Annotated in this window: 26 protein-coding genes and 1 pseudogene; 20 read left to right on the top strand and 7 right to left on the bottom strand. The window is 61.3% G+C overall.

Annotated elements, in window-relative coordinates:
• Window positions 1-16 precede the first annotated feature (16 nt).
• Window positions 17-241 (bottom strand): hypothetical protein, encoded by a 225-nt coding sequence (locus ABK249_RS29955; protein WP_112706429.1) that lies wholly within the window; start codon window positions 239-241, stop codon window positions 17-19.
• 227 nt (window positions 242-468) lie between these two features.
• Between ABK249_RS29955 and ABK249_RS29950 the strand changes: the two genes are divergently transcribed.
• The 6 genes and pseudogenes from ABK249_RS29950 to ABK249_RS29925 all read left to right on the top strand — a co-directional run bounded on the left by ABK249_RS29950 (window position 469) and on the right by ABK249_RS29925 (window position 4,592).
• Window positions 469-945, top strand: coding sequence for an Hsp20 family protein (locus tag ABK249_RS29950; protein WP_112706428.1), 477 nt, complete (start codon window positions 469-471; stop codon window positions 943-945).
• Window positions 946-1,041: 96 nt separating this feature from the next.
• Entirely contained in the window at window positions 1,042-1,551 is a 510-nt protein-coding gene (locus tag ABK249_RS29945; protein ID WP_112706427.1) for an Hsp20/alpha crystallin family protein, read from the top strand.
• Window positions 1,552-1,622: 71 nt separating this feature from the next.
• Window positions 1,623-2,378 carry an NADH dehydrogenase ubiquinone Fe-S protein 4 gene (locus ABK249_RS29940; protein ID WP_112706426.1) on the top strand — a complete coding sequence of 252 codons (756 nt, stop codon included), beginning with the start codon at window positions 1,623-1,625 and terminating at the stop codon, window positions 2,376-2,378.
• 8 nt (window positions 2,379-2,386) lie between these two features.
• A complete protein-coding gene (locus ABK249_RS29935; RefSeq protein ID WP_112706437.1) occupies window positions 2,387-2,710 on the top strand; it encodes a DNA-directed RNA polymerase subunit omega in 324 nt (107 codons plus the stop codon).
• A 33-nt stretch (window positions 2,711-2,743) separates the two neighbouring features.
• A pseudogene (locus tag ABK249_RS29930) lies at window positions 2,744-3,109 on the top strand (SPW repeat protein).
• 97 nt (window positions 3,110-3,206) lie between these two features.
• Window positions 3,207-4,592, top strand: coding sequence for a DegQ family serine endoprotease (locus ABK249_RS29925; protein ID WP_112706424.1), 1,386 nt, complete (start codon window positions 3,207-3,209; stop codon window positions 4,590-4,592).
• Window positions 4,593-4,702: 110 nt separating this feature from the next.
• Here ABK249_RS29925 and ligD read toward each other — a convergent pair whose 3' ends face one another.
• From ligD to ku (ABK249_RS29910), 3 genes are read right to left on the bottom strand one after another with little or no spacing between them, the layout of a single operon-like run.
• Window positions 4,703-5,755 carry a non-homologous end-joining DNA ligase gene (gene ligD / locus ABK249_RS29920; RefSeq protein ID WP_112706423.1) on the bottom strand — a complete coding sequence of 351 codons (1,053 nt, stop codon included), beginning with the start codon at window positions 5,753-5,755 and terminating at the stop codon, window positions 4,703-4,705.
• Between the two features lie 2 nt (window positions 5,756-5,757).
• The gene (gene ku, locus ABK249_RS29915) at window positions 5,758-6,579 is read right to left on the bottom strand and encodes a non-homologous end joining protein Ku (RefSeq protein ID WP_210057323.1); all 822 of its coding nucleotides are present in this window, start codon (window positions 6,577-6,579) and stop codon (window positions 5,758-5,760) included.
• Window positions 6,580-6,591: 12 nt separating this feature from the next.
• On the bottom strand, window positions 6,592-7,491 hold the full coding sequence (ku, locus tag ABK249_RS29910) for a non-homologous end joining protein Ku (protein WP_210057325.1): 900 nt from the start codon (window positions 7,489-7,491) through the stop codon (window positions 6,592-6,594).
• A gap of 199 nt (window positions 7,492-7,690) precedes the next feature.
• Between ku (ABK249_RS29910) and ABK249_RS29905 the strand changes: the two genes are divergently transcribed.
• The 3 genes from ABK249_RS29905 (at window position 7,691) to ABK249_RS29895 (ending at window position 9,423) form a co-directional block, all read left to right on the top strand.
• Window positions 7,691-7,873 carry a hypothetical protein gene (locus ABK249_RS29905; protein ID WP_210057327.1) on the top strand — a complete coding sequence of 61 codons (183 nt, stop codon included), beginning with the start codon at window positions 7,691-7,693 and terminating at the stop codon, window positions 7,871-7,873.
• 161 nt (window positions 7,874-8,034) lie between these two features.
• Window positions 8,035-8,493, top strand: a complete 459-nt coding sequence (locus tag ABK249_RS29900) for a transposase (RefSeq protein WP_210057329.1) — start codon at window positions 8,035-8,037, stop codon at window positions 8,491-8,493.
• A gap of 735 nt (window positions 8,494-9,228) precedes the next feature.
• On the top strand, window positions 9,229-9,423 hold the full coding sequence (locus ABK249_RS29895; protein ID WP_210057331.1) for a hypothetical protein: 195 nt from the start codon (window positions 9,229-9,231) through the stop codon (window positions 9,421-9,423).
• A 252-nt stretch (window positions 9,424-9,675) separates the two neighbouring features.
• On the opposite strand, the gene ABK249_RS29890 is transcribed toward ABK249_RS29895, so the two are convergent.
• Entirely contained in the window at window positions 9,676-9,888 is a 213-nt protein-coding gene (locus ABK249_RS29890) for a hypothetical protein (protein WP_210057333.1), read from the bottom strand.
• Window positions 9,889-10,107: 219 nt separating this feature from the next.
• Between ABK249_RS29890 and ABK249_RS29885 the strand changes: the two genes are divergently transcribed.
• The 10 genes from ABK249_RS29885 (at window position 10,108) to ABK249_RS29840 (ending at window position 23,189) form a co-directional block, all read left to right on the top strand.
• Window positions 10,108-12,237, top strand: coding sequence for a ParB/RepB/Spo0J family partition protein (locus ABK249_RS29885; protein ID WP_210057335.1), 2,130 nt, complete (start codon window positions 10,108-10,110; stop codon window positions 12,235-12,237).
• A 103-nt stretch (window positions 12,238-12,340) separates the two neighbouring features.
• Window positions 12,341-12,997, top strand: coding sequence for a hypothetical protein (locus ABK249_RS29880; protein ID WP_210057336.1), 657 nt, complete (start codon window positions 12,341-12,343; stop codon window positions 12,995-12,997).
• Between the two features lie 75 nt (window positions 12,998-13,072).
• Window positions 13,073-14,263, top strand: a complete 1,191-nt coding sequence (locus ABK249_RS29875; RefSeq protein ID WP_210057338.1) for a DUF932 domain-containing protein — start codon at window positions 13,073-13,075, stop codon at window positions 14,261-14,263.
• A gap of 106 nt (window positions 14,264-14,369) precedes the next feature.
• Window positions 14,370-14,624 (top strand): DUF6117 family protein, encoded by a 255-nt coding sequence (locus ABK249_RS29870; RefSeq protein ID WP_210057340.1) that lies wholly within the window; start codon window positions 14,370-14,372, stop codon window positions 14,622-14,624.
• Window positions 14,625-14,758: 134 nt separating this feature from the next.
• Entirely contained in the window at window positions 14,759-19,174 is a 4,416-nt protein-coding gene (locus ABK249_RS29865; protein WP_210057342.1) for a bifunctional class I SAM-dependent methyltransferase/DEAD/DEAH box helicase, read from the top strand.
• Window positions 19,175-19,186: 12 nt separating this feature from the next.
• Window positions 19,187-20,236, top strand: a complete 1,050-nt coding sequence (locus tag ABK249_RS29860) for a DUF7146 domain-containing protein (protein ID WP_210057344.1) — start codon at window positions 19,187-19,189, stop codon at window positions 20,234-20,236.
• A 370-nt stretch (window positions 20,237-20,606) separates the two neighbouring features.
• Window positions 20,607-21,548, top strand: coding sequence for a DUF2493 domain-containing protein (locus tag ABK249_RS29855; RefSeq protein ID WP_210057346.1), 942 nt, complete (start codon window positions 20,607-20,609; stop codon window positions 21,546-21,548).
• 82 nt (window positions 21,549-21,630) lie between these two features.
• Window positions 21,631-21,891: a type II toxin-antitoxin system Phd/YefM family antitoxin gene (locus ABK249_RS29850; RefSeq protein WP_210057363.1), complete on the top strand. Its 261-nt coding sequence runs from the start codon at window positions 21,631-21,633 to the stop codon at window positions 21,889-21,891.
• Window positions 21,881-22,300 carry a hypothetical protein gene (locus ABK249_RS29845; RefSeq protein ID WP_210057347.1) on the top strand — a complete coding sequence of 140 codons (420 nt, stop codon included), beginning with the start codon at window positions 21,881-21,883 and terminating at the stop codon, window positions 22,298-22,300. The genes ABK249_RS29850 and ABK249_RS29845 overlap by 11 nt, the downstream gene beginning before the upstream one ends.
• Before the next feature lie 565 nt (window positions 22,301-22,865).
• Window positions 22,866-23,189, top strand: coding sequence for a DUF736 domain-containing protein (locus ABK249_RS29840; RefSeq protein WP_037115718.1), 324 nt, complete (start codon window positions 22,866-22,868; stop codon window positions 23,187-23,189).
• A 118-nt stretch (window positions 23,190-23,307) separates the two neighbouring features.
• Here ABK249_RS29840 and ABK249_RS29835 read toward each other — a convergent pair whose 3' ends face one another.
• Complete coding sequence (locus ABK249_RS29835) at window positions 23,308-23,586, bottom strand: HU family DNA-binding protein (protein ID WP_210057350.1); 279 nt, start codon at window positions 23,584-23,586, stop codon at window positions 23,308-23,310.
• Window positions 23,587-23,999: 413 nt separating this feature from the next.
• Between ABK249_RS29835 and ABK249_RS29830 the strand changes: the two genes are divergently transcribed.
• Complete coding sequence (locus ABK249_RS29830) at window positions 24,000-24,164, top strand: hypothetical protein (protein ID WP_210057352.1); 165 nt, start codon at window positions 24,000-24,002, stop codon at window positions 24,162-24,164.
• Between the two features lie 40 nt (window positions 24,165-24,204).
• Here the strand turns inward: ABK249_RS29830 and ABK249_RS29825 are convergent, their stop codons facing one another.
• Window positions 24,205-24,471, bottom strand: a complete 267-nt coding sequence (locus ABK249_RS29825; RefSeq protein ID WP_210057354.1) for a WGR domain-containing protein — start codon at window positions 24,469-24,471, stop codon at window positions 24,205-24,207.
• Window positions 24,472-25,179 lie beyond the last annotated feature (708 nt).

Raw genomic sequence — 25,179 nt, 5'->3', positions numbered from 1 at the left:
AACCTTGCCGACCAAGCTAATCGGCTTGCTCCTCCTCATCGGCGGTCAGCAGATCGACGAGCGCGGCCACCCTGCCTGCCGGCAGATGCCGCCCTTCGCCTATCAAGGCTTCGTCGTTGTTGGCCCATGCGAATGCCTCGGCGAGTTCAGCCTGCGTCGCACCCGTTGCCACGACCTCAGCAACCAACGTTTCATCGACAGGCCCAAGGACGGCGATGACGTCTCCGGAAGTCATTGTCATATCCGTTGCTCCTTTCTCGACTTATCCATATCTGCTCTCACACGAATCTGGTGACGCAAACGCAAAAATCAATTTTTTACGTCGGATAATTCCGCTCCTCTTGAAATAGCAACCCACTGAATTATATCAATATTGTTCGATTGCCAATGGGGATCGACAAGTCCAGGAGACGCCATGTGCTCTTGGCGTCTCCTTGTATCCATGTTGCTTACAAGGAGGATATGGCTATGAGGACAAACCTCGATTTTTCTCCCCTGTTCCGGTCGAGCATCGGTTTCGACCGAATGTTGAACGCCCTCGAGGCTGCAAGCCGCATCGAGACGATCGACAACTGGCCTCCGTATGACATCGTCAAGTCCGGCGAGGACGACTATCGCATTGCCATGGCAGTGGCGGGCTTCTCGCAAGACGAATTGGCGATTACCCAGGAGCAGAACATGCTCGTGGTCTCGGGTCAGAAGGCGAATGCTGAAGACGTGCAGTATCTGCATCGCGGCATTGCCGGCCGATCGTTCCAGCGCCGGTTCGAGCTCGCCGACCATGTCAAGGTCGTAGGTGCCGGCCTCGTAAATGGTCTGCTGACCATCGATCTCAAGCGCGAAATCCCGGAAGAGATGAAGCCGCGCCAGATCGAGATTTCGACCGACATGGCTCTGCCGAAGGCCGAGATGAAGCAGATCGAGGCCGAGAAACAGGCGGCTTAAGCCTCCCATCAGCGCAACACGCGCGCGAGGCGCCGGGCGATGCTCGGCGCCGGTGGGAAAGCTTTGCCAACTGAACCAACGGAAAGGAGAAGAAACATGAGTGTTCGTGATTTGATTCCCTGGAACCGCAACAATGGCAACCAGGTTCCGAGCATCCTGCGCGATGACGATCGTGATCCCTTCCTGTCGCTTCATCGCGAGGTAAACCGTCTGTTCGATGACGTCTTCCGCGGCTTCGGCTCCAGCCTGCCGTCCTTCGCAAACGGCTCCGCGTTCACTGCCGGCTGGCCGAATGTCGAGATCTCCGACACCGACAAGGAGATCAAGGTGACCGCCGAAGTGCCCGGCCTTGAGGAGAAGGACATCGAGGTCCTGCTCAACGACGGCGTCCTGACGTTGAGGGGCGAAAAGCGTTCTGAGACGGAAGACAAGGATCGCCAGTTCTCCGAACGCTATTACGGCCGATTCGAGCGCCGCATCCCGCTCGGTATCGAGGTCAAGGACGATCAGGTCGATGCGCGCTTCAAGAATGGTGTGCTGACCGTGACCTTGCCGAAGAGCGAAAAGGCGCAGTCGCAGGTCAAGCGCATCGCCATCAAAAGCTGATCGGTCCGATCTACCTGGCGGCCGGCCCTTGGCGGTCGCCAGTGTCCTTCGCCAACAGGGAGGGATGAACGATGGAGACTTCAAGAGAGACACACCACGAAATCACAATGCCGACTTCCGCTTCCCGCGCTTCGAACGACAATCTCCGCGGCCGGCTCTCTTTTGGGCGGTCATTGTTTCCCGAGGATGCCGTTGCTCGCATCTTTAAGCCATCTCCCTCAGTGACGACGTCAGGAACCGCGCGAGCACAAGGATGGCGGCTCGTCTTCGAGCGTCGCAGCGCACCCTTCATCGAGTCTTTGATGGGGGATACGGGCGGCCACGATACGCTCACACAGGTCGAGCTGGAATTTCCCACCCTTCAATCTGCCATTCGCTACGCCGAGCGGCAGGGCCTGAGCTACGTCGTGCAGAGGCGGGGGACGAAGCCGGCCAGGCGGACCAGGCAACCGTTGGTCCTGCGACCGAAGCGGACGTCTCATGCCTTCTCCGACACGACGCTGGAGCGGCTCGGCCTTTCGGCACTTCAGGACAGCTATGACCAGGCGCTCGACGGCGCAGCAACCCGCAATGACCCGTCCGGACCAGAAAGCTGGTCCTCAGCGATGGATGTTGTCAGCGACAGGACGTTGTCGCTCCAGGCCAAACGCTCGATCCTGATGAACTGGGCCTGGACGGAGTACCTGATCGACCAGGCCACCAACGAAGGCATGCCGGAGAACGCGCGTCCCTCGCGCCTCGATGAAGTCGACCAGGCGCTGCTTGCGCTCAAGCGGGAAGTGGAAGCCAGCCAGTCCGTTCCCGTGACCGATCGAAAAGCTGCATGAGGTGCCCCATGGATCCGCATGTCGTTTTCGATTGCCAGAAGATCCTGCCGAACAGATTTGCCCTGGCGCTCGCCGCGGCCGCCCGCAGCCGTGCGCTGAACCGCGGCGTGGAGCCAAGACTTGACCGGCAGGGCGTAAGTGCGAGCGAGCTTGCGTTGCTGGAGATTGCCAGTGGGGCGTTTGTTGAGGATGAACTGGCGCCATACCTGCTCCCATCGCCGGCAGGCGCACCTCTCGCGGCTGCTCCGTCCACCACACCCGAGTTTCGCGGCGACGGGCGTTCAAGCGCTGCCGCCGCACCCGTCTCCTGCCCGCAGGAGGCGGTCCATTGATGATGCCAACCAACCGATGAGGAGAAATGAACGATGCTGAAGTCCCTGCCTTCGAACAATCGGACGGCTTTCGATATCGTCAATATCGTTGCCGGTCTTGGTCTTCTGATCTAACCCTGGCTGCTCGGCTTTACCGCCGAGACCTATGCCGCCTGGAATGGCTGGATCGTCGGCGCGGCCGTCGCCCTGGTCGCCGTCGCCGCGCTCTACGCCTTTTATGAGGTGGAGGAGTGGGTCAACCTCGTGCTCGGTATATGGGCTGTGGTCGCTCCATGGGTCCTCGGCTTCTCAACCGTGACCGCAGCCATGTGGGCGCATGTCATTGCCGGCATTGTCGTCGCAGCGTTGGCTGCCGGCAGCATCTGGTTCAGCCATAACAGTCCACTCTCGACCGCATAAGCTGACGAAGAACGGGTCCGGACCTTCGGACCCGTTCTTTTTATGCCTTTCGTGCCTCGCGCCGGAAAGAAGAAAACCATCAATTCAGGAGCAACCGATGTTCGATCTCGCCCCGAGGCTTCGCACGATTGCCGCGTCCGCAGCCATCGCCGCCGGAGCCGTCCTGTTAACCGTCACCCCCGCCGTCGCGCAGACAGCAGGGCCGGCACCTTCGTCCACCAGCCTTCCGACACTGGCGCCGATGCTTGAGCATGTCACGCCGGCCGTGGTCAATATTGCTGTCGTCTCGCGTTCGTCGGTCGAGAGCAATCCCCTTTACAGCGATCCCAACTTTCGCCGCTTCTTCAATCTGCCGGAGCAGCAACCGCGCGCCAGGATGAGCGCGGGCTCGGGCGTTATCGTCGACGCCGTGAAAGGCTATGTGCTGACCAATCATCATGTCGTCGATGGCGGAACCGAAATCTCCGTCACCCTGAAGGATGGACGTCAGCTGCCCGCAAAACTCATCGGCAGCGACAAGGAGACCGACATCGCGCTGCTGCAGATCAAAGCGAAAAACCTCACGGCGATCCAAATAGGGGATTCCGATGCCCTCAAGGTGGGCGACTATGTCGTCGCTATCGGCAACCCCTTCGGGCTCGGCCAGACGGTGACTTCGGGCATCGTCAGCGCGCTCGGACGGAGCGGCTTGAACATCGAGGGCTATGAGGACTTCATCCAGACCGACGCCTCGATCAATCCCGGCAATTCCGGCGGTGCACTGGTGACGCTCGACGGCAAGCTGGTCGGCGTCAATACAGCGATCCTCAGCCCCGCCGGCGCCAATGTCGGTATTGGCTTTGCAGTCCCCAGCAGCATGGCGGTAACCGTGATGAACCAGTTGATTGCCCACGGCGAGGTTCAGCGCGGTAAGCTGGGCATCGGTATCCAGGATCTCACACCGGATCTGGCAGAAGCCCTCAAGCTCGGTGACCTGCGGGGCGCCCTGATTGCCAATGTCGAACCCGGCTCGTCGGCCGAGCGTGCAGGATTGAAGACCGGCGACGTGGTGACGGCGATCGACGGGCGACCTGTCCACGGCGCCACCGATCTCAGGAACCGCATCGGGCTGACCCCGGCAGGCAGCAAGATCCGGCTGACCGTGAAGCGTGGGGATGACGAGCAGGTTGTTGCCGCCACGATCGCAGCCGAAGATAAGGCCTCAGCAGATCTTTCCGGCACGGCGCTCGATGGTGCTAGAATGCGAGACGCGTTGGATGCCGAATCCGCTGAGGTTGGCGACTCCGGCGTGGTGATCGAAAGCGTGGCCTCTGGCAGCCCCGCAGCCCGTACCGGGCTTCGCGCTGGCGATATGATCGTTGCGGTGAACAGGGTTCCCGTCGGTTCCGTTTCCGACCTGCGACGGGTGATCGACGAGAAGCCCGCTATAGCGGCCCTTGAACTGATCCGCGATGGCGGCCGCTTGCTGGTGGTCGTGCGATAATGGGAGCGGTCGCATGGTGATGGACAGGAAGACACGTTTCGATGTCGGCTAATCCAAACGAGATATTTTCCAAAATAGCGGGAGGTTTGCATGGTCGCGAAATGGAATTGTCAGGGTTTGGCGGCCATGTCGAAGACTGCGGCATTGTCCTGGATCTCACGCAGGCCCTTATAGGAAGCATGCCGCAGGCTTCCGTCCCGCGTCCAGCCGCGGAACTCGATCTCAGCGATCAAGGTCGGCTGGGCGAACACCAGACGCTTGCCTTTAAGCGGCACCACCGGCTTGGTCGTCTTCAGCCGATCGAGCGTCTTCTTCAGATCATCCGCTTGCCTGCCGTTGAAGCCGGTTCCGACGGAACCGACATAGACCCAGTCGTAACCGCGCCGTCCGGCAAGCAGCAAGCTACCCAGGCCGCCACGGGCAGACTCCGATTGCTCGTAGCCGACGATCATGAAGCTCTCCGACTGCACGCATTTGATCTTGAGCCAGTCGCCGGTGCGCCCGCTGCGGTAGGGCCGATCCCGGTGCTTGGCGATGATGCCTTCCAAACCGATCTGGCAGGCGTGTTCGAGCAAGCTGTCGGCATCCAGCGTCAGTTCCTCGGACAGCCGAACGGTGCCGGCTTCTTCCGCCGGCACGACATCCTCGAGCAGGTGACGTCGCACCGACAGCTCTGTCCGTGTTAAATCGTGCCCGTCCAGATAAAGCAGGTCAAAGGCGTAGAGGATGGACTCGGTCGAGATGCGTTTTCCGCCACGGCCACCCAGCGAACGTTGCAGCGCCCCAAAGTCGGAGCGGCCTTGGTCGTCAAGCACGACAGCCTCTCCGTCCAGGATGGCGGTAGTTAAACCAAGTTTTTCAGCCGCATCCGCGATCGCCGGAAATCGGTGCGTCCAGTCGTGGCCGCCGCGGGTGATGATCCGAACGCTTTTCGGCTCGATGTGGATCGCCAACCGATAGCCGTCCCATTTTACCTCGTAAAGCCAGTCAGGCCCGACCGGCACTGTCGGTTTCAGGAGAGCAAGGCAAGGCTCGATGCGCGCCGGCATTTCGTCGAAGGGCAGGCTCGGCTGGTTCGCATCGCGTTTGCGGATCGGACGGGATTGGACGGAGGACGTCGATTCATCGAGCAGAGGGAGGGGTGGTCGGCGGGCGCGCAACATTGCTAATGCCTGCCTGACCGGTTTTCGGCATCCACGGACTTCCGCAGGGCATCCATGATATTGATGACGTTGTTCGGCGCCGCCGGTTCCGCCTTGTCCTTGTTCTTGGGCTTCGCCTTTGACGGCTTCTTCATCTGCTTCTTCTTCGCCTCGATGATGTCGAGAAGTTTGTCCTGGACCGGGTCGGAGACCATCTTCGGGTTCCAGTGCTGCGTCTGCTTCTTGATCAACTGCTGGACAAGCGGCATCATGTCGCCGTCGGCCGGCTCTTCGTCGACCCTTTCGAAATAGGTCTCGGGGTCACGGACCTCGTCGCCGTACCGCAGCGTCCAGAGCACGATACCCCTGCCGCGTGGCTCCAGCATGACAGCTCGCTCGCGGCGCGATATCACCAGCCGCGATATGCCGATCATGTTCTCGGCCGCCATCGCGTCGCGGATAACCGAAAATGCTTCCATGCCGACCGGATCGTCGGGCGAGAGATAATAGGGCGTGTCGAGCCAGATCCATCCGACACTGTCGCGTGGAGAGAAGACCTCGATATCGATCGTCTTGGTGCTGTCGAGCGCGACGTTTTCCAGCTCTTCGTCTTCGAGGATCACATACTCGTCCTCGCCGCGCTGATAACCCTTCACCTCGTCTTCGTCCTTCACCTCCTTGCCGGTGACGGCATCAACATAATGGCTGACGACGCGGTTCCGGGTTTCGCGGTTGAGGGTGTGGAAGCGGACCTTCTCGTTTTCCGAGGTCGCCGGCATCATCTGCACCGGGCAGGTGACGAGAGAGAGCTTGAGATAGCCTTTCCAGTAGGGGGGCAAAGCCATCTTGTCCTCCCGTCAGCTCGCACGACGCTGCGGTTGGCCGCCGGCCGCGCGGGATTTTGGAGCAGAAGCTCGTGCCGCCTTCTGTCTGCCCTTCCCAGCCTTGGCGCCGGCGACGGCGCGCTTCGTCTTGGCGGGGGCAGTCAAACCGGCGCTTTCGCGTAGCGCCTGCAGTAGGTCGCTGGGTTTGGACGCGGCCAGCGCTTTCTTCTTCGGTAGCGTACGGCCTTCGATCTTCGCCTTCACCAGCTCCGCGACCGCCTCTTCATAGCGATCGTCGAACTGCTTCGGATCGAATTCGCCCTTCTTGGTGTTGATGATATGCTTGGCGAGTTCAAGCATCTCGCCTTCGATCTTCAGGTCCGGCATCTCGTCGAAGGCTTTTTCCGAAGACCGGACCTCATAGTCGTAATTGAGGGTGGAGGCGATCAGACCTTTATCATGCGGGCGGATGAGGACGGTGCGCAGGCGACGGAAGAGCACGGTCTTGGCGATCGCCGCGACCTTGGCTTTTCTCATGCCGTCCCGGAGAAGCTTGTAGGCGTCGCCGCCCATCTTGTCTGGTGCGAGATAGTAGGACTTGTCGAAATAGACATCGTCGACTTCGTCACAGGGAATGAAGGCCTCGACCCTCAACGTCTTGTCGCTTTGAGGAATGGCGGCCGCCACCTCTTCCGGCTCGAGCACGACATAGCGGCCGTCCTCGATCTCGAACCCTTTGACCTGCTCGTCGCGCTCGACCGCATCGCCGGTTTCGCTGTCGACGAACTCGCGGCGGACGCGGTTGCCAGTCGCTTTGTTAATGGTGTGAAATGCGATCCGCTCCGACGTCGAGGCTGCCGTGTAGAGTGCCACCGGAAAGGCGACCTCTCCGAACTTGATGAAGCCTTTCCAATTCGCTCTCGGGGCAACCATGGTACTCGCACTCGCACGCAACCAATGCGAGTCAACCGAATCAGTGGTCGATTGTTCCGAGTCGAAACGAATCTAAATTCAAAGACTTACGGCGGCCGTGGCTCGCGTTCTGCGAGTCACGAACATGCTTTTGATTCGACGCATCTTTTTTGGTCGACATGCGTTTCTGATTTGCATGACAACCAGAAAGGATTGCGGCATGACCAAGAGAGATCTCATCGATACCGGCACCGACAAACGTTATGTCCGCCGAGACGAGAAGGGACAGTTCAAGGAAAGTGCCGACGTCGGCCGTTCCCTCTCGGCGGATCGTCGCCACAAGGCGAAACATGAAGCCAAGCCAGGTGAAGGCGATCGCGGCGATCGCCATAGTAGGAACTGAGAGGCGGTCGACCGGCCACGTGAAATGCGATGCGGAACCTTTGACTTAGCTTTTCCATCTGGCTAGCGTTCATCGCAGCCCATATAACCGAACCATTAGAACGGGACATTGACTCTTTGCCTCCTCTGACAGAAAAGCAGGTATCCAGATGAGGAAGATCCATGGCCGATGATGAAACTCAGACACCGCCGGATATAACGCCAACGGCTGAAGCTGAGCCAACGACCATAGCCGCTGCCAAAAGGGCTTCACGCGCGAGAAAGACAGGCGCCGCTAAGCCCCGTGCGGCAACATCCGCAGCGGCAAAATCGAAGAGACGCGGACTGACTGCTGAAGAAAAACAGCAGAAGATCGACCAGATCGAGGCGCAGGTTTCCGGTGGAGCCACGCTGAAGGATGCTGTCAAGACTGCGGGGATTTCCGACCAAACTTACTATCAGTGGAAGAAGGCCCTCATGCAGCCGGCTGTCCAGGATCTCACTGGAACAGCAGCCTCGGATGACGAAGAATGGGCCGAGTTCGTTGCGCTCGAGGAAGAAAACCGGCGGCTGAGAAAGCTTCTTTCCGAGAAGCTTCGAACAGAAAATGCCGAGCTCCGCAGGCGGCTTGGTTTGAAATGACGGAAGCCCGCATCGGCTTTGAACTTACGGCCATCCCTTTGGCCCTATCGGAACGAAACTAGCCCGATCATTCCCCCGATTTATTTAGTTCGAGTGGTTATAGATGAGAACTCCACGACGCAACTTCGTGGTTGAATATAAGACGAACCGTCGGCCAAAGGCGGGTCCAGCTTCAATCTGGGGCAACCTCGATTTGCAGGCCGTCGCGCGAGCGGTTGAAATAGACGGAGCTTTGCCTGCGATCGCACAAGAGGATGCGATCGCGGCGGAGACCCAGTCCAACGTCATCGAAGACGTTGGGCACGACGTCCTTAGCGGATCGACAACGCTTGCCGAAAACGCGCAGTCGCCCACCGATGCCGAAAGGATTAACATCGCCGAAAGTAGTTTGACAGAAGGTGAGCCGTCCCTCGCGCCAGCGGAAGAACCCAGACCTCGGCGCAGAGCCCGGAGATGGTCAGAACCCGTGGTAAATGTTGCCGATCAGAGTGGCGGCAAAGATCTGGCAAACTCTGAGGACGAACTCGCAGCTTTGGAGGCCGAGAACCGGCATCTGAAACATCTCCTGGGCGTGAGGCTACGCGAGGAGAACAAAAGACTCCACGCTATGCTGCGTCGGTTCGGCGGAAGCTCTTAAGGTTTCTCACGAGCTTTCCACCTAGATCAGGTTGTTCTGTCCGTCATCCGCCAAGCAATACGCACCTTGCCCAAAGTTTTGGAGAGCGCTAGCATTGGGTGCGCGGCCGTTTGCCTTCTGATGTTCATCTCAATCCCGACGATCTGGCTCTGCTGGAACGTGTTTTCGCCCAAGTCATACCCGAGCACGACACGCATCCCGACGAGCTCGCCATGCTCCTCGTATGCTTGTTTCAGGACGGGGTCCGCTCCGAGGCGGAGCTTCTGACCGCCGCGGAAAAGTGGTTTCGCTGATTTAGCTGAAGTCACATATCCTGCCGGTCTGGTAGAGGATGATCGGTTCGCTTTCCTCGCCAACGGCGGGATCCCCCTCACGCTTACAGACGACGACGCCGGCATGGAAGAGTGAGAGGTCACGAGCTTCTTCGACGGCGGAGACCTCATTGACCGCGGGACGAGGATTGAACGCCCTGATCGGTTGATCCAGGGTGTCAAGATCGAAGGCGAGCACAAAAACGACGTGAAGGCTCCTGGCATCGGCTTGCCTCAGGGCGATCCTCTCTGAGTTCGGTCGATATCTTGCTCCAGACCCTTCTTCAGCTTGGAACGGGTGTCAGTTTCGAGCTTCTCTTTCACACGCGCGATCTCGTCGTCGGCTACGTCGATCGGCTTGCCGCTGTCGTCCGGCAAGCCCTCGCCCGATTGGGCAATCGTTTCATCCTTGGGGCGGTCGTTCAGACCGTTGGTGATCTTGGACATGGCGTTCTCCCTTCGGAAGGAGAACTGGCAGGTTGGCCATTTGTGCCCGCACGTGGGGAAAAGAACCTGCTCCGAGGAGATATGGAAGGCGTGCCGCTCTTCAGAAGCGGTTCGGGGGCGGTGGTGGATGTGAAGAGAGGAAGAGGAGGGAAGGGAGATTTCGTGACGGATTGAGAGGGTTGGAGAGAGGCTCCGGCCGGTCCGTCATGGAGAAACGACATGGCTCAGGCCACATCGAAAATCACCCTCAGTGCAGCCCGGGATATTCCCTTCAACAAGCTCGTGCTCAGCCAGTTGAACGTCCGCAAGATCAAGGCGGGCGTCTCGATCGAGGATCTGGCGGAAGACATCGCCCATCGCGGGCTGCTGACCAGCCTCAACGTCCGCCCCGAACTCGACGGCGATGGCAACGAGACGGGCATTTACCGCATCCCCGCTGGCGGTCGCCGCTATCGAGCCCTTGAGCGGCTGGTTGCGCAGAAGCGGCTGGCAAAAACCGCCGGCGTTCCCTGCATCGTCAGCAAGGGCGAAACGCTGGAAGTCGAGGACTCGCTCGCCGAAAACGTCCAGCGCGTGCCCTTGCATCCGCTCGATCAGTTCCGCGCTTTCCAGACCTTGCGCGAGCAGGGGCTCGGTGAGGAGGAGATCGCAGCACGCTTCTTCGTCTCGGTTGCGACAGTCAGGCAGCGGCTGCGGTTGGCGTCCGTGTCGCCCCGGCTTCTCGATCTTTATGCCGAGGACGAGATGACGCTCGAACAGATCATGGCGTTTTCGATCACCAACGACCATGTTCGCCAGGAGCAAGTCTGGGACACGATCTCGCGCTCGCATAGCCGCGAGCCCTATTACATCCGCCGGCTGCTGACCGAAACTGCAATCCGCGCCAGCGATCGGCGTGCCGTCTATGTCGGCATCGAGGCTTACGAAGCTGCGGGCGGTGTAACCATGCGCGACCTGTTCGACCAGGATCACGGTGGCTGGCTGCAGGATCCGGCGCTGCTTGAGCAGCTTGTGATGGAAAAGCTCAAGGCTGACGCCGAAGAAATCCAGACGACTGAAGGCTGGAAATGGGTCGAAGCGGCCTTCGATTTTCCCTACGGCCACACGTCCGGCCTGCGCCGCTTCTACGGCGAGCAGGCCGAAATGACGGAAGACGAACTGGCCCGCTATGACGCCACCCGCGCCGAATACGACAAGCTCGACGCGGAATATGCGGAGGCGAGCGAGTACTCGGAGGCGACCGAACAGAAGCTGGAGGAGCTCGGTGCCGAGCTCGACCGGCTCAACGACCGGCCATACATGTTCGATCCAGAGGAGATGGCCCGAGGTGGGGCCTTCATCTCGCTCGGCGTGGGTGGCGAGCTCAAGATCGAGCGAGGCTTCGTGCGGCCCGAGGATGAACCGAAGGATGAGACCGATCCCTCGGCTGATGCCGGCGATGGTGCCGATCATGGCAGTGATCTTCCGGCAACCGGGATCGCCAGCGGCGAGGACACCCAACCGGACGACGAGGACGAAACCATTAAACCGCTTCCCGACCGCCTGGTTCTCGACCTCACGGCGGCGCGCACGGTCGCTTTGCGCAATGCCTTGGCCAACGATCCCGTCATCGCCTTTGTCGCTGTCTTGCACGCCTTCGTCCTGAAGACCTTCTACGTCTACGGATCGGACTCGTGCCTGGAGGTGACGGTGCAGAGCGCTCGCTTCAGCCAGACGCCCGGGCTCGGCGATACGGTCTGGGCGAAGGAGATCGATCAGCGACATGAAGCCTGGGGCCAGGATCTCCCCAAAGATCCGAACGTTCTCTGGGATTTCCTGATCAAGCTCGACGGTGTCAGCCGGCAGGCGCTGTTTGCCCATTGCGCCTCGCTGTCGGTCAACGCGGTGATCGAGCCCTGGAACAAGCGGACCCGGGCGATCGCCCACGCCGATCAGCTTGCCCGCTCGATCGGCTTCGACATGGTGGAAGCCGGCTGGACGCCGACCGCCGACAACTATCTCGGCCGCGTCACCAAGACGCGCATCCTGCAGGCGGTCCGAGAAGCCAAGGGTGACCAGGCGGTGGAGCTGATCGGCCATCTCAAGAAGACCGACATGGCGCGCGAGGCCGAGCGGCTTATGACAGGCTGCGGCTGGTTGCCTGAACCGCTTCGGACGACGAGCGACGAGGGCGTCAACGAACGCGGCGCTGTCGCCGATGACGGCTCCGTCGGATCCGATGAGAGCGAGACCGCCTCGGAACTCTCCGACATGCCGGCCTTCCTGCGCGACGAGTCGGAAACGTCAGACGATGATGCCGGCGACACCGAAGGTGAAATCGACGGCGAGCATCTCGCCGCCGCCGAATAGGTTCACCAGCATCACATCAGCTTGACCCGATCGCTGTTGCGGTCGGGTCTTCTTGCAAACAGCCCGGCCACCGTGCCGGGTTTTTCCGTTTCAGGAGGTACCCATGCCTGACTTCACTATCGAGACCACCTACCATCTGCCGATCTTCCGGCGCCGCACTTACGCGGCCGATACATTGGACGCGGCCTGCCGTGCCGCCATCGAAGATGACAGTTGGGATATCGCCGAGAAGGACTTCGATTCCTCCGGTCCAGTTCATGTCACCGGTATCTGGGATGGTGCACATGCGGCCTATGCAGGTCCGCCGGTTCAGATCCCGCAGCAATTCGACGAACCTGTCCAGCGCCGGGCGCGTCATTTCGAGATCTTGCTCGGGTTGTTGAAGATCCTGTTCGATGACGTCCGTGCGGCCCGGCCACCATCGGACGATTGGCTCGCCCGATCTGCCTGGGCGATTGCCCGAGGAGAAGCCATTCTCGCCGGAGAACCGGATCCCGAAGACCCGGTCGATCTACCCAAGCCTTCGCACGTCCTGATCAGGCTACAGGAGGAAGGTGTGCGTGACGCAATCGCGGCAGTGCTCGAGGTGGACCCGAGTTTTCGGGATCTAACACCCGAGGCCGTGATCGACGACGAGGTCCATGCCGCGTGCGTTTCCATCGCCACCACGATGGATTTTACCGATGTGGTAGGACGCGCCGAATTCCAGGCCGCGCTCTCGGCGATTAGGTCCGCGCACCGCCGGCTAACGTCCGATTGATCCTTCTTCTTTCCCAGACATCCCTCAACCTCGCCCGGCCGCCGCGCCGGGTTCTCGTTGTCAAGGAGACATTCAATGAGCACTCCTGCTTCCACCACTCAAACCGTTGCTTCCGGTTTTAAGGTCGACATCTCGCGCGGCGAGCGGATCGGCCGCGTTTCGTCCGAATGGTTCTCGCGACCCGACGACGAACGCTTCCTGTCACTCACCGATCTCTATGATACCGTTCGATCCCGCGCTGAGCGCGCCCATGCTCGAACGATCGAAAGTGCTGCGATCCGTGTCGAAGCAACGCGCGACAATGCGGAGCGGCTTGAGCTTCTCGTTCCAGGTCAGCGTCAAGCGATCGCACCGACGCACTGGAGCTACGGCCAGCTTTGCAGCCTGGTTGGCGCACCGGCCACCTATATGCGGCAACTGCCGGCGCCGCTTGCAGCGATCAACCTGCAGCATGGCCTGCTCAATCACCGTGCCGAGCTGGTAAAAACGCTCGAGATGGACGATGGCCGACTGAAACTGCGCGCAGTGACGGGACCCGAATACGGCCGCATCTGGGACCATGAACTGGTCTCAGCGGTGATGAAGATCGCCGGCAATGGGACCGGTGACACGATGTGGAAAGTGCCGGGCGTCCTGGACTGGGCGACGATGACGCACAACCCGTTTGTCGACATCACAAAGGACACGACGACACTTTATGCCAGCGACCGTGATGTCTTCCTATTCCTGGTCGATGATACCCACCCGATCGAAGCAGGGCGACTGCCGAACGGCGAGCCCGACCTCTATTTCCGGGGCTTCTATGCCTGGAACTCGGAGGTAGGCTCGAAGACACTCGGCATCGCCTCCTTTTATCTCCGCGCGGTCTGCGCCAATCGAAATTTGTGGGGCACGGAAAACTTCGAGGAGATCACCATCCGCCATTCGAAGTTCGCCGCCCAGCGCTTTGCGCATGAGGCAGCACCCGCGCTGACCAGCTTTGCCAATTCGTCGCCCGCTCCGTTCATCGCCGGAATCAAGGCGGCGCGCGAGCGGATCGTCGCGCGCAAGGACGATGAGCGCGAAACCTTCCTGCGTCGGCGCGGCTTCTCGAAAGGCGAGACCGGCAAGGTGATCGAAATGGTTTTGTCGGAGGAGGGGAGGCCGCCGGAATCGATCTTCGATTTCGTACAGGGCGTCACCGCGCTGGCGCGCACCAAGACCAACCAGGACATGCGTCTCGAACTCGAAGGCAAGGCGAAGAAGCTGCTGGAGAGCGCCTCCTGACATGTTCATGCGCGCCTGGCTCAGACCCGGCCGCGCCCACAAACCCCATCGCAGTCATCCCAGAGCCCGGTCAAGCACCGGGCTTCCTTTTGTCTGGAGAACTCCAATGCCTATTCCCGATCATGCCCGCGCAAACTTCGACACGCTGCTGCGCGCCGCAGCCGATGCCAATCTTGTTCTCATGGAATGCCTCGATGCCGCTACACGCGAGCCGCGTTACGTGCTCTGCGCCGTCGGCCGCAGTGACGGCGAATACGTCTTCACGCCATTCGGCCATCTCGCCGACGGCAATCCTTACGACGCGTATCTGCCGCCCGATCCAAAGGATCCCGCTGGCTTCATCGTAGGCCCGACGATCTAGGCGCCGACGATCGCCGGCAGACTTCAATCTGCGATCACTTTCCACACCCTCACGCCGCAAGTTCTCCTCCTCCCGAAATTCGGAAGAGGGCACTTGGGCAGACCCATTCCCCCTTTCTTTCGGAGCCTCGACCGATGAATATCATCTCGCATTCTCAAACTGTTCCCACCTCTCCACGTCTTGAGACCAAAACCCGCGCTGAAGCACTTATAGATGCTGCCGGCCAGATCACGTTGCTTCTGGAGCAAGGTAAAGTCGTCACTACAACTGACCTGCGACAGATCATGATCGAGGCCTTCGGCGGCAGCGACGCCGAGGGCCTCTGGCTCTGGAAGGATGCCTACGAAGCGACCGAAATCGCCCAGGTCTTGTTTCTGCGCAAATTCCGCGCGGTCGTATCCCGAACCCAGTCTCCCCAATCGACGCTCGCGATGCTGACAAAAGTGGCAAACCTGGTGCCTATCCATGGCCGACGGTCCGAGGAGAGCCAGGCCCTGCAGCAATTCTCGACTCCGATCCCTCTTGCCTACGTCGCATCTCGTGCTGCCTGCATCACGGCTGCTGACACGGTTCTCGAACCGTCGGCTGGAACCGGCCTCCTGGCGATCTTTGCGCAACTCGCAGGCGCCCGGCTGGCGCTTAACGAATATGCGGCTGTCCGGCACTCGCTGCTGCAGCGGCTTTTCCCCGGCGTTCCGATATCGCAACACGATGCCGCGCATATCGACGATTACCTCGACCGTTCCATTCGACCGAGCGTGGTGCTCATGAACCCACCATTTTCTGCGGGCATTCATGTCGAAGGTCGCGTCGCCGACGCCGCTTGGCGGCATCTGTCCTCCGCATTCGCTCGTCTGGCCCCCGGCGGCCGGCTCGTCGCGATCACTGGCGCGAGCATTTCTCCCGACAATCCGGGATGGCGCGACGATTTCGTTCGGCTGCAGGGGCAGGGCACGGTGCTGTTCACCGCGGCGATCGACCGCAGCATCTACGCCAGACATGGAACGACGATGGAAACGCGTCTGATCGTGATCGACAAGATCCCGCCAGGTGATCCTTCGAAACTGGTGACCTCGACTGGCACAGCGCACGATCTGGAAACGCTGCTCACGTGGATCACTGGTCTTCCACCACGCTCGCACGCGACGGCGCCGGACTCCAACGGTATCCTGCGCGCGGTCACGATGCGTCCGGCAGCGGTTGCCACACCGTCGCATCGCCCCGCAGTCGGCGGACAGACACAGCCCGCAGCAATCGTCCGTTCGATACCTGTTGATGATGAGATCATTGAACTCTCCTACGAGTTGAGGGACGCTCAGCCGAAGGATGAGGCCAACGCTGCTGACGGCATCTACGAGCCCTACCGGCTGCAGTCGATCCACATCCCCGACGCGAAGCCGCATCCCGACAGGCTGGTCGAATCTGTTGCGATGGCATCTGTGGCTCCGCCAAAGCCATGCTATCGTCCACATCTGCCGAAGCGCATCGTCACCAGCGGCGATCTTTCTGACGCCCAGCTCGAAAGCGTCATCTATGCCGGCGAAGCTCATTCCGGCTATCTTGCCGGCCACTGGAGCATCGATGCCTCTTTCGACAATCTCAAGGCGGTCGCATCCGATGCAGAACATGCCGTTCGCTTCCGTCGTGGCTGGTTCCTAGGCGACGGAACAGGCGCCGGCAAGGGTCGCCAGGCCGCCGGGATCATTCTCGACAACTGGCTGAAGGGTCGCCGTCGGCATGTCTGGATATCAAAATCCGACAAGCTGATCGAGGACGCCCAGCGCGACTGGAGCGCGCTGGGTCAAGAGAAGCTCCTGGTCACACCTCTGTCCCGTTTTCGACAGGGAAAGCCGATCAAGCTGGAAGAAGGTATTCTCTTCACGACCTTTGCAACGCTGCGCAGCGATGAGCGCGAGGGCAAGCGGTCACGGGTCCAGCAGATTGTCGATTGGTTAGGTCAAGAGGCGGGAAGCGGCGAGGCCGCGACCAGGGATCCAAAGAGCTTCGATGGTGTCATCGTCTTCGATGAAGGCCATGCCATGGCCAATGCCGCCGGTGGCAAAACCGAGCGCGGCGACAAAGCGGCGTCACAGCAGGGCAGGGCCGGTCTTCGCCTGCAGCGCGCTCTGCCGGATGCTCGTGTCGTCTACGTCTCGGCGACCGGCGCATCGGAAGTCGAATCCCTTGCCTATGCCGAGCGCCTCGGTCTCTGGGGCAGCAGCGACTTTCCCTTTCCCACACGCTCCGAGTTCATTGCCGCGATCAAGGACGGCGGTGTTGCCGCGATGGAAGTGCTGGCCCGCGACTTGAAGGCAATGGGTCTCTACGCGTCGCGTTTGCTCTCCTTCGAAGGTGTCGAATACGAAATTCTCGAACACGAGCTCACCGAGGAACAGGTCCGGATCTACGACTCCTATGCCGAGGCGTTCCAGGTCATCCACAACCATCTCGACGCAGCGATGGAGGCTTCCGGTATAACCGGCAAGACCGGAACGTTGAACAAAAATGCCAAGGCCGCCGCCCGCTCGGCCTTCGAAAGCTCCAAGCAGCGCTTCTTCAATCATCTCCTGACCTCGATGAAGACGCCGGCTCTTCTCAAAGCGACTGCAGCAGACCTGGAGGACGGTCATGCCGCCATCGTCCAGCTCGTCTCGACGGGGGCAGCGCTGACCGAGCGCCGGCTAGCACAGATCCCGACCGAGGAATGGGGCGATCTGCAGGTCGACGTGACGCCGCGGGAATATGTCATCGATTACCTCATGCATTCCTTCCCGGCGCAGCTCTTCGAGGAATTTTCCGACGCCGACGGCAATCTCAGTTCCCGACCGGTTCATGACGCGAACGGCAACCCTGTCATCTGCCGGGAGGCAGAACGCCGACGTGACGAGCTGATCGAAACTTTGGGCAGCCTGCCGGCGATCCCGACGGCGCTCGACCAGATCGTCCAGCACTTCGGAACCGGGAAGGTGGCTGAGATCACCGGCCGCTTGCGTCGCGTCGTTCGCCGCGAGGATAGCACCTCTATCGCGCGCTATGCGGTACAGAACCGGCCGGGCAGCGCCAATCTCGACGAAGCCCGCGCCTTCATGGACGACGAGAAAGGCATTCTCGTCTTCAGTGACGCGGGCGGCACAGGACGATCCTATCATGCCGATCTCGCTGCCAAAAATCAGCGCCTGCGCTTGCATAACCTTCTGGAAGCCGGATGGCGCGCCGACGTGGCGATCCAGGGCCTCGGGCGCAGTCATCGCACCAACCAGAAGCAGCCGCCGCGCTTCCGGATGATCGCCACCAACGTCAAGGCGGAAAGGCGCTTCCTCTCGACCATCGCCCGGCGTCTCGACACGCTCGGCGCCATCACCCGTGGTCAACGCCAGACCGGCGGGCAGGGCATGTTCCGGTCCGAAGACAATCTCGAATCGCAATATGCCCGCGACGCGCTGCGGCAATTCTACGGACTGCTGCATGCCGGCAGGATCGAAGGCTGCTCGCTCGACAGATTCGAAAACATCACCGGCCTGTCGCTGACGTCGGAAGAGGGCGGATTGAAGGATGAGCTGCCGCCGATCCAGACCTTCCTCAATCGCATGCTGGCACTGACGATCGCCATGCAGAACGTGCTGTTCGAAGCCTTCGAGCAACTGCTCGCCGCCCGCATCGAGGGTGCGATCGCCGCCGGGATCTATGACAAGGGCCTGGAGACGATCACCGCCGACAGCATGACGGTCACCGAGCGCCGGCTGATTTACACCCATCCCGTCACCGGCGCGCAGTCGCACTTGCTGACGATCGAACGCCGGGATCGCAATGCACCGATGCGGTTCGAGGAGGTTCAAAGCCTCGTCGGGCAGGATCCACGCGCCAGGCTGATGATCAACGGCAAGTCGGGCCGGCCGGCGGTGATGGTCCCGACGCGCTCGATCATGCTGGACGACGGCTCTATTCAGCCGCGCGTGTCGCTGATCCGGCCGATGGACGAGCTGCGCTTCGAAGTCCGGCAGCTCGAAGAGACCAACTGGGAGGAGACTGACGAACAAGCATTCGGCCTCGCGTGGAATACCGAGGTCACGGCGGTGCCGGAATTTTCGACATCGACGATGCACATCGTCAGCGGGTTGTTGCTGCCGATCTGGAAATTGCTGCCGCAGGATTTCTGCCGGGTGCGGCGGCTGCAGACCGATGACGGCGAGCGGATCGTCGGCCGGGTCATCGCGCCGGATCGGCTCGCCGGTCTTTGCCGCAACTTCGGGATCGATCAGAGGCAAGTGCTGAGCGCCGACCAGGCTTGGGCATCGTTGGTCGACGGATCCTCTATCGTCGGCCTCGTCGGCGACATGACGCTGCGCCGCGTGCGCGTCATGAACGAATACCGCGTCGAACTGACCGGCTTCACGGATGGCATGCGCGACTGGTTGCGCTCGATGGGATTGTTCTCCGAGATGATCAATTGGAAGCTGCGCTTTTTCATGCCTGTCACAGATGAGGGTGCGGCGATCCTGTCGAAGCTCATTGAGCGTCATCGCCTCGTCGATGTCGCGCGCAGGTCATGAGGGAGGTCTGCCATGCTTTCCGCCTCTGATCTGGCGGACCGTCTCGCGCAGGACGCGGAGGCGGTCTGCCGCCACTATCTTCCCGCCGGCCGTCGGGCCGGCAATTACTGGTTGGTCGGCGATGTCGACAACAACAAGGGCCAGTCTCTTTACGTGCATCTGACCGGCCCGCGCGCCGGCCGATGGACCGACGCGGCGACCGGTCAGTTTGGGGACCTGCTCGATCTCGTCCGCGAGACCTGTGGCCTCGTGGACTTCCGGGACGTTGCCGACGAGGCGCGTCATTTCCTGAGCCTGCCCCAACCCGAACCGGTGTCGGACCTCAGGGGCGACGTAAGTGACGCCTCTCCGGTCGAGCGGCCGGCGACAGAGCGGGCACGACGGCTGTTTCGAATAACGCAGCCGTTGGCGGGTACGCTCGCCGACATCTATCTGCGCGAACGCGGCATTCTGCGGGCGTCCGCCCATGGGGCGATCCGTTTCCACCCGTCGTGCTACTATCGCGATCGCGTCACCGGCCGGACGAGCAGCTATCCGGCGCTTATTGCCGCTGTCACCAACGACGCCGGAGCGATCACCGGCGTCCACCGCACGTATTTGTCCTCGGGGCTCGACCCGAACGGAGTCGGCAAGGCCAAGCTGGACGATCCCCGCCGTGCGCTCGGCGGACTGCTCGGCAATGGCGTTCGCTTCCGCTTTCCGGTGGATGCACCTATCCCGGTGATCGCAGCAGGCGAGGGTCTCGAAACCATGCTGTCCCTCTCACACGTGATGCCCGGCATGCCGATAGTGGCCGCTCTGACGGCCAATCACCTTGCGGCCTTCCGATTCCCGTCCGGATGCCAGCGCCTCTACATCGCCGCCGACGCGGATGCGGCTGGCCGGCATGGGATCGAGGGATTGAGCCGCAGGGCACAGGAGGAGGGAATCCTGCCGCTGGTGCTGTCGCCCGAGCTTGGCGACTTCAACGAGGATCTGCGTTGGCTGGGTCCGGACCGGCTGACCGCAAGCCTCAAGGCTCAACTCACTCCGGAAGACGCGATGGCCTTCTTGCCCGCCTGAAGCTGGGCGCAAAGGCTGGGGGAGGGCTGGCTGCGGCACTGGCGAAGGGCGGTCCATTGGTCTCATTCCGGATTGGCGCGCGCCCGCGGGCCTGCCGAGAGGCGACCCTTACCACGCGGGCCTCCGGGCCTTCAGCGGGTCGGGCGGGTTTCTTCCCCTACCGGGCCATCGCATCGGCTCCTCCGAAAACCGGTTCCCACTTTTCGGGCCGATGCGATGGCCCGTCATTCCTCGCGAACCAAGAAACCCTCCCTCAGCCGCCCGGCGCTTCGCTGGGCCGCTGCGCTTCGCTTGCGGTTCCGGCCTCGGCCCGCGTGACCGGGTTCGCCGTCAGGCCGCGAGAGGCGCGGCCCACGAAACGGAGACCATCATGGACCTTATCCTTCCCCCCGACGACGGCTTGGAGCCCAACCACGCGTCCTCCCCGACCGACCGCTTCATCTACGAAATGCAGGTCTTCGGCTATCGTCCCTTCCAGGACGAGCCCGACCCGCGGCCATTGCCGGAGGAACCGCAAGTCCAATCTGGCATCACCGCGATCTTCGACGCCTTCGCGGAAATGCTCGGCGACACTCGGCTGGAACCCGATCTCGAAGACCTGTTCTGGTCGATTCCTAATCTCTTCCATCGCGCCGGCGAGCGCATCCAGCGCGAACTCGATCGCAACGAGGAAGCGCAGCGCACCGGCCAGCGCGAACAGGACGGCTCGGAGGTGAAGAGCGTCGAACTCGAACGCCTCATCGCCGAGGGCATCACGCTCCTGGAGCGCAGAAATAGCTTCGAGTTCATGCGCGACTACGCGGCCGACCTGTTCGAGGCGCAGACCGGTTCATTCTGGCGGCCACGCACCGGCTCCAAAGTCAACCATGCCAACATGACGGCGGCGATGATCGACAGCCGTGACTTCCTCTCCGCTCGCCGCCGCACCGAGACCGAGGTGATGATCCCTGCCGGCACGAAGATCGCGTTCGCCGGCGGCATGGACTACAACGATCACGAGCGGATCTGGGCGAAGCTCGATCAGGCGCATGCGAAGCATCCTGACATGGTGCTGCTGCACGGCGGCTCGCCGAAGGGCGCCGAACGGATTGCTGCATGCTGGGCGGAAGCCCGCAAGGTGACGCAGATCATCTTCAAGCCCAACTGGACCAGGCATGCCAAGGCCGCCCCCTTCCGGCGCAACGACGAGATGCTGTCGGTCATGCCCGTCGGATTGATCGTTTTTCCCGGAAACGGCATCACCGGTAATCTTGCCGACAAGGCGCGTCGCCTCGGCATCCCGGTCTGGCAGGCTTCAGGAGAGGGCGCATGAGCGCCGTCTTCCCGGATACATGGAAAAGATGGAAAACATGGGAAAAATGGATTATATGGGAATCGAAGTGGAGATCTTTGCGATGAAGCAGTTCACGACAGGCGACTTGAACAAGCAGATCGGCGATATTACCGACGCGGCAAGCCGCGAACCGGTCATGCTCACCCGCCACAAGAAACCCCGCTTTGTGCTGATGAGTTACGAGCACTACGAGCGCATGCGCACGGGCGGCGACCCCCGCCGCGCCTATCATGTCTCCGATATGCCCGCCGAGCATGCGGAACTGTTCGACGAGGCGATCGATCGGCTGGCGCGCGGCGAAGGCTACGACGATGAGCCATGAATTCCGGCCCGGCGAAGTCATCTCCTATCCATATCTCTGGGCCTGGCAGCAGCAGCGCGGCGAGACCGAAGGCCGAAAACAGCGCCCGGTCTGCGTCGTCATCGCCATCCGAAGTGCCTCCGACGGGAACACGCACCTTGCCCTTCTCGGCGTCACCACGCAGCCGCCGCAGACGGGCCGGGCCGCTCTGGAGATCCCGGAGATCGAGCGCAAGCGCGCGGGCTTAAGCGATCTGAAGCAGTGCTGGATCATGGCCGACGAATACAATTACGACATCGTCGAACGCTCCTGGTACCTCGAGCCGGACCAGGACATTCTTGGCCGCTTCAGCAAATCCTTCATGGTGAAGATCGCCAGACTGTTTGCAGAGGCGCGCGGCCGAACAGGCCGGGTCAACCGCCTCGATTGAGCGGCGATCGAAACGGTTGTCATCCGGCACATCTCCGGCGACTGCATCGTCGAAGGCCGCCCTCACGAGGCAACTCTCCGACTGCCAGGTGTTTTCGGCTGGTCTCATTTTTCTGACCATCGCCGAGGCGGGAGCGACGCCCGGCAATCAAACCGGTGTTGTGACCTCACTTCAACCGAGCTGTAGTCGCGCCACAGCGTACGGCAATTCGAGCGCCACACCGACCGAAGCCATTTCTGCCAATGACGATGGGAGCAGGACGGTGCTGATCCCTTGCATCGCGTCCGATGTTTGGCGGCCAGCGTCCGCTGACCCGAACACTACCGACGCAAGTGACGAGCGCGGCACTCGGCCGGTCCGCAAAGGGCAACCACGGCGAGGTCTCCTGCTGACGTCGCGATCAAGGACCATTCCCGTTCTTTATGTCGCCTTTCTAATGGACCGGCCGCGATCAGCGTCAACCCGCAAGGGGTTCCCCTTCGCTACGCTGCGGTGACGCCTGCGGCGCGGCCCCTTCTTCGGGCGCCATCGGGAATGGTCCCGATGCAACGAAGGAGACAATCCCATGGCTACCACGATCGCAACCCTCACCGAAAAAACCGACGGCACTCTCGAAGGGGTCTTCGCCACCATCCGGGTCAACGCCCCGATCGCCCTCATCCCCAACGCCAGCAAGGCGAGCGAAGAAGCCCCGGACTACCGCATCATCCATCGCAAGACCGGCTTTGAGATCGGCGCGGGCTGGAACCGCATCTCCCGCCAGACCGGCGAAGAATACATCTCCACGAAGCTCGAAGCGCCCGAAATCGGCGTGATCTTCGGCAACGTCGCCCCAGCACCCGGCGGCGAGCCCGGCAAGAAGGTCATCCTCTGGAACAGCCCGGCCTGAACCGGACCGCCGGCTCCTAACTCGGGGCCGGCGTCTCTTTGATGCCGTTATTACCAGAACACGAAGCCCGGCCTCTCTCGGTGAGAGCCGGGCTTTCTTTTTTGCTGCTAGTGTCGCCTTACTTGTTCAACGCATCTTTGAGCGCTTTGGCCGGCGTGAATGCCAGTTTTTTCGCGGCGGCGACCTTGATCGTTGCCCCAGTTGCCGGGTTGCGCGCTTCGCGCGCCGGCGTTTCCTTCACCTTGAACTTGCCGAAGCCGGGCAAGCTAGTCTCGTTGCCGGCGACCGCGGTTTCGGTGATCGAGGCGATGACGGCCTCGACGATGGCCTTTCCCTGCGCCTTCGTCAGGCTGTGCTCGGTGGCGATCTTGTCGGCGATTTCGTTGGTAGTGGTCATTGGAAGTCTCCCGCATGGTGAGTGATCTGGATTCCCTGCCACCGGTGAATTCCGTTGTCATCGACGTGTCCGGCAAAAACTGTCTCCCCGCCTGGATTTCCACAGCTACCAGGCTTTGCGGCTCATCCTTTCCGATGAAATCCGGAGCCGAAAGCTGCGCTGAGCATGCTGCTGCGTCTGGGTGCCATACGGAGAGGGAATGTCTGCTCAGTCCGTCCGATCCTGCCATGACGGCATGGAGGTCTCAAGGACGAGCGGTGCCCCCAATTTTGTCTCCGCTCCGGTTCCCTCCGCTCCAACAAATCGGCTCCCCCACTCGCCGCCTCCGGCGGTCGCCTTCAGCGATCCTTGACCCCTCCATCCCGTCATGACCGGGCGCGTCGTCTTTCACAAACGTCAAGGAGATAACGACGATGCTGCTCGAACAACACATTGAAGAACTTCGGCTGGAACTGTGCGACGCAATCGGTCCGGTCGAGCGTCGTGAGATCGAAGTCGAACTGGAAATGGCATGCGCCGAGCTTGCCGTGATCATCGCTGAACAGGAGGGTGCGGTCGACGCCGAGCCGCCTTTCTGAGGCGGCTTTTCGTCTTCGCTATCGTCGCTCGCATCACGCCTCAAGGGCTGTCGCTGGCCTCCGTGCCGCGATAACCGCGTCGCCTCTTGGTTTTCTCCAGACGCGCCATCGCATCTTCGGCTGCTCGGCTCTCGTCGAACGTTTCCATTTTCTCCTGGCCATTTGTGCCGATCCGCCCCCAATGCCGGATCAGCGAGGCGCCGCCGAACAGCGTCGGCTGAACCGACAGGCAATAATAGCGCCGCATGTTCTGCGATGGATTGATGCGGCGGAGATGGAGGGGTTTCTTGTCAGATGTCGTCGTCATGTGCGGATTTTCACCGCTCCGGCAAGCATCGTCCAACGACTTATCTGAATCGGTCGGCTACGACCGATTCACACGGTTGATGCTTCAGCCACAGCAGGGATGGCGTACCGTCGCGCTAATCTCTCGGCGATGAGCGTTTCCCCATCGACGTGCCGTTGTGCTTCACGGTTTGCGATTACTTTGTTCACCAAAGGAGATCGGGCGGGCCGCCTGTGGCGGACAGCTCTATGCGTGCGCTCACCGAATCCCTGAAGGGCTTCGGCCTTGGGTGACGATCCTCCCGCAGTCCTTGGTACCGGGCGAGAATCTTTGGCCGCTTTTACGTGAGGTGATGCCGGCAAGGCCGGCTGGCCGCCGGAAGCGGACACGGCGCCTGGCGGCGCCGTGGTTTGCTTCTTCTCTGACTGTCGGATTGTGCACCCGCCACTCCGGCGTCAAGGACGAGCGGTTCCCCCAATTTTCAGCCGGCGCCCAAGGGACGGCGCCAGAAAATCGGCTCCCCCGCTCGCCGCGGAGCGGCCGCGTGCCGCGGTCCCTGACCCCTCGCGTCTACGGTGCGGCCCTCCTTTCGTCAGATACGAAAGGAGATGGCATGAAAGAGGCCGCGGCCGTTGAGAGAACGGATCACTGACATGCAGGTGAAGATCGAGGGACAGTCACACTTCCGGCCTTTGGGCTTACCTTATTGGGGTTTTGCAGATCTCAACA

The organism is Neorhizobium phenanthreniclasticum, assembly GCF_040066075.1.
Lineage (GTDB): Bacteria > Pseudomonadota > Alphaproteobacteria > Rhizobiales > Rhizobiaceae > Neorhizobium > Neorhizobium petrolearium.
Note: the sequence above shows the minus strand (reverse complement) of the source record. Positions and strands in the feature narration are given on the sequence as shown.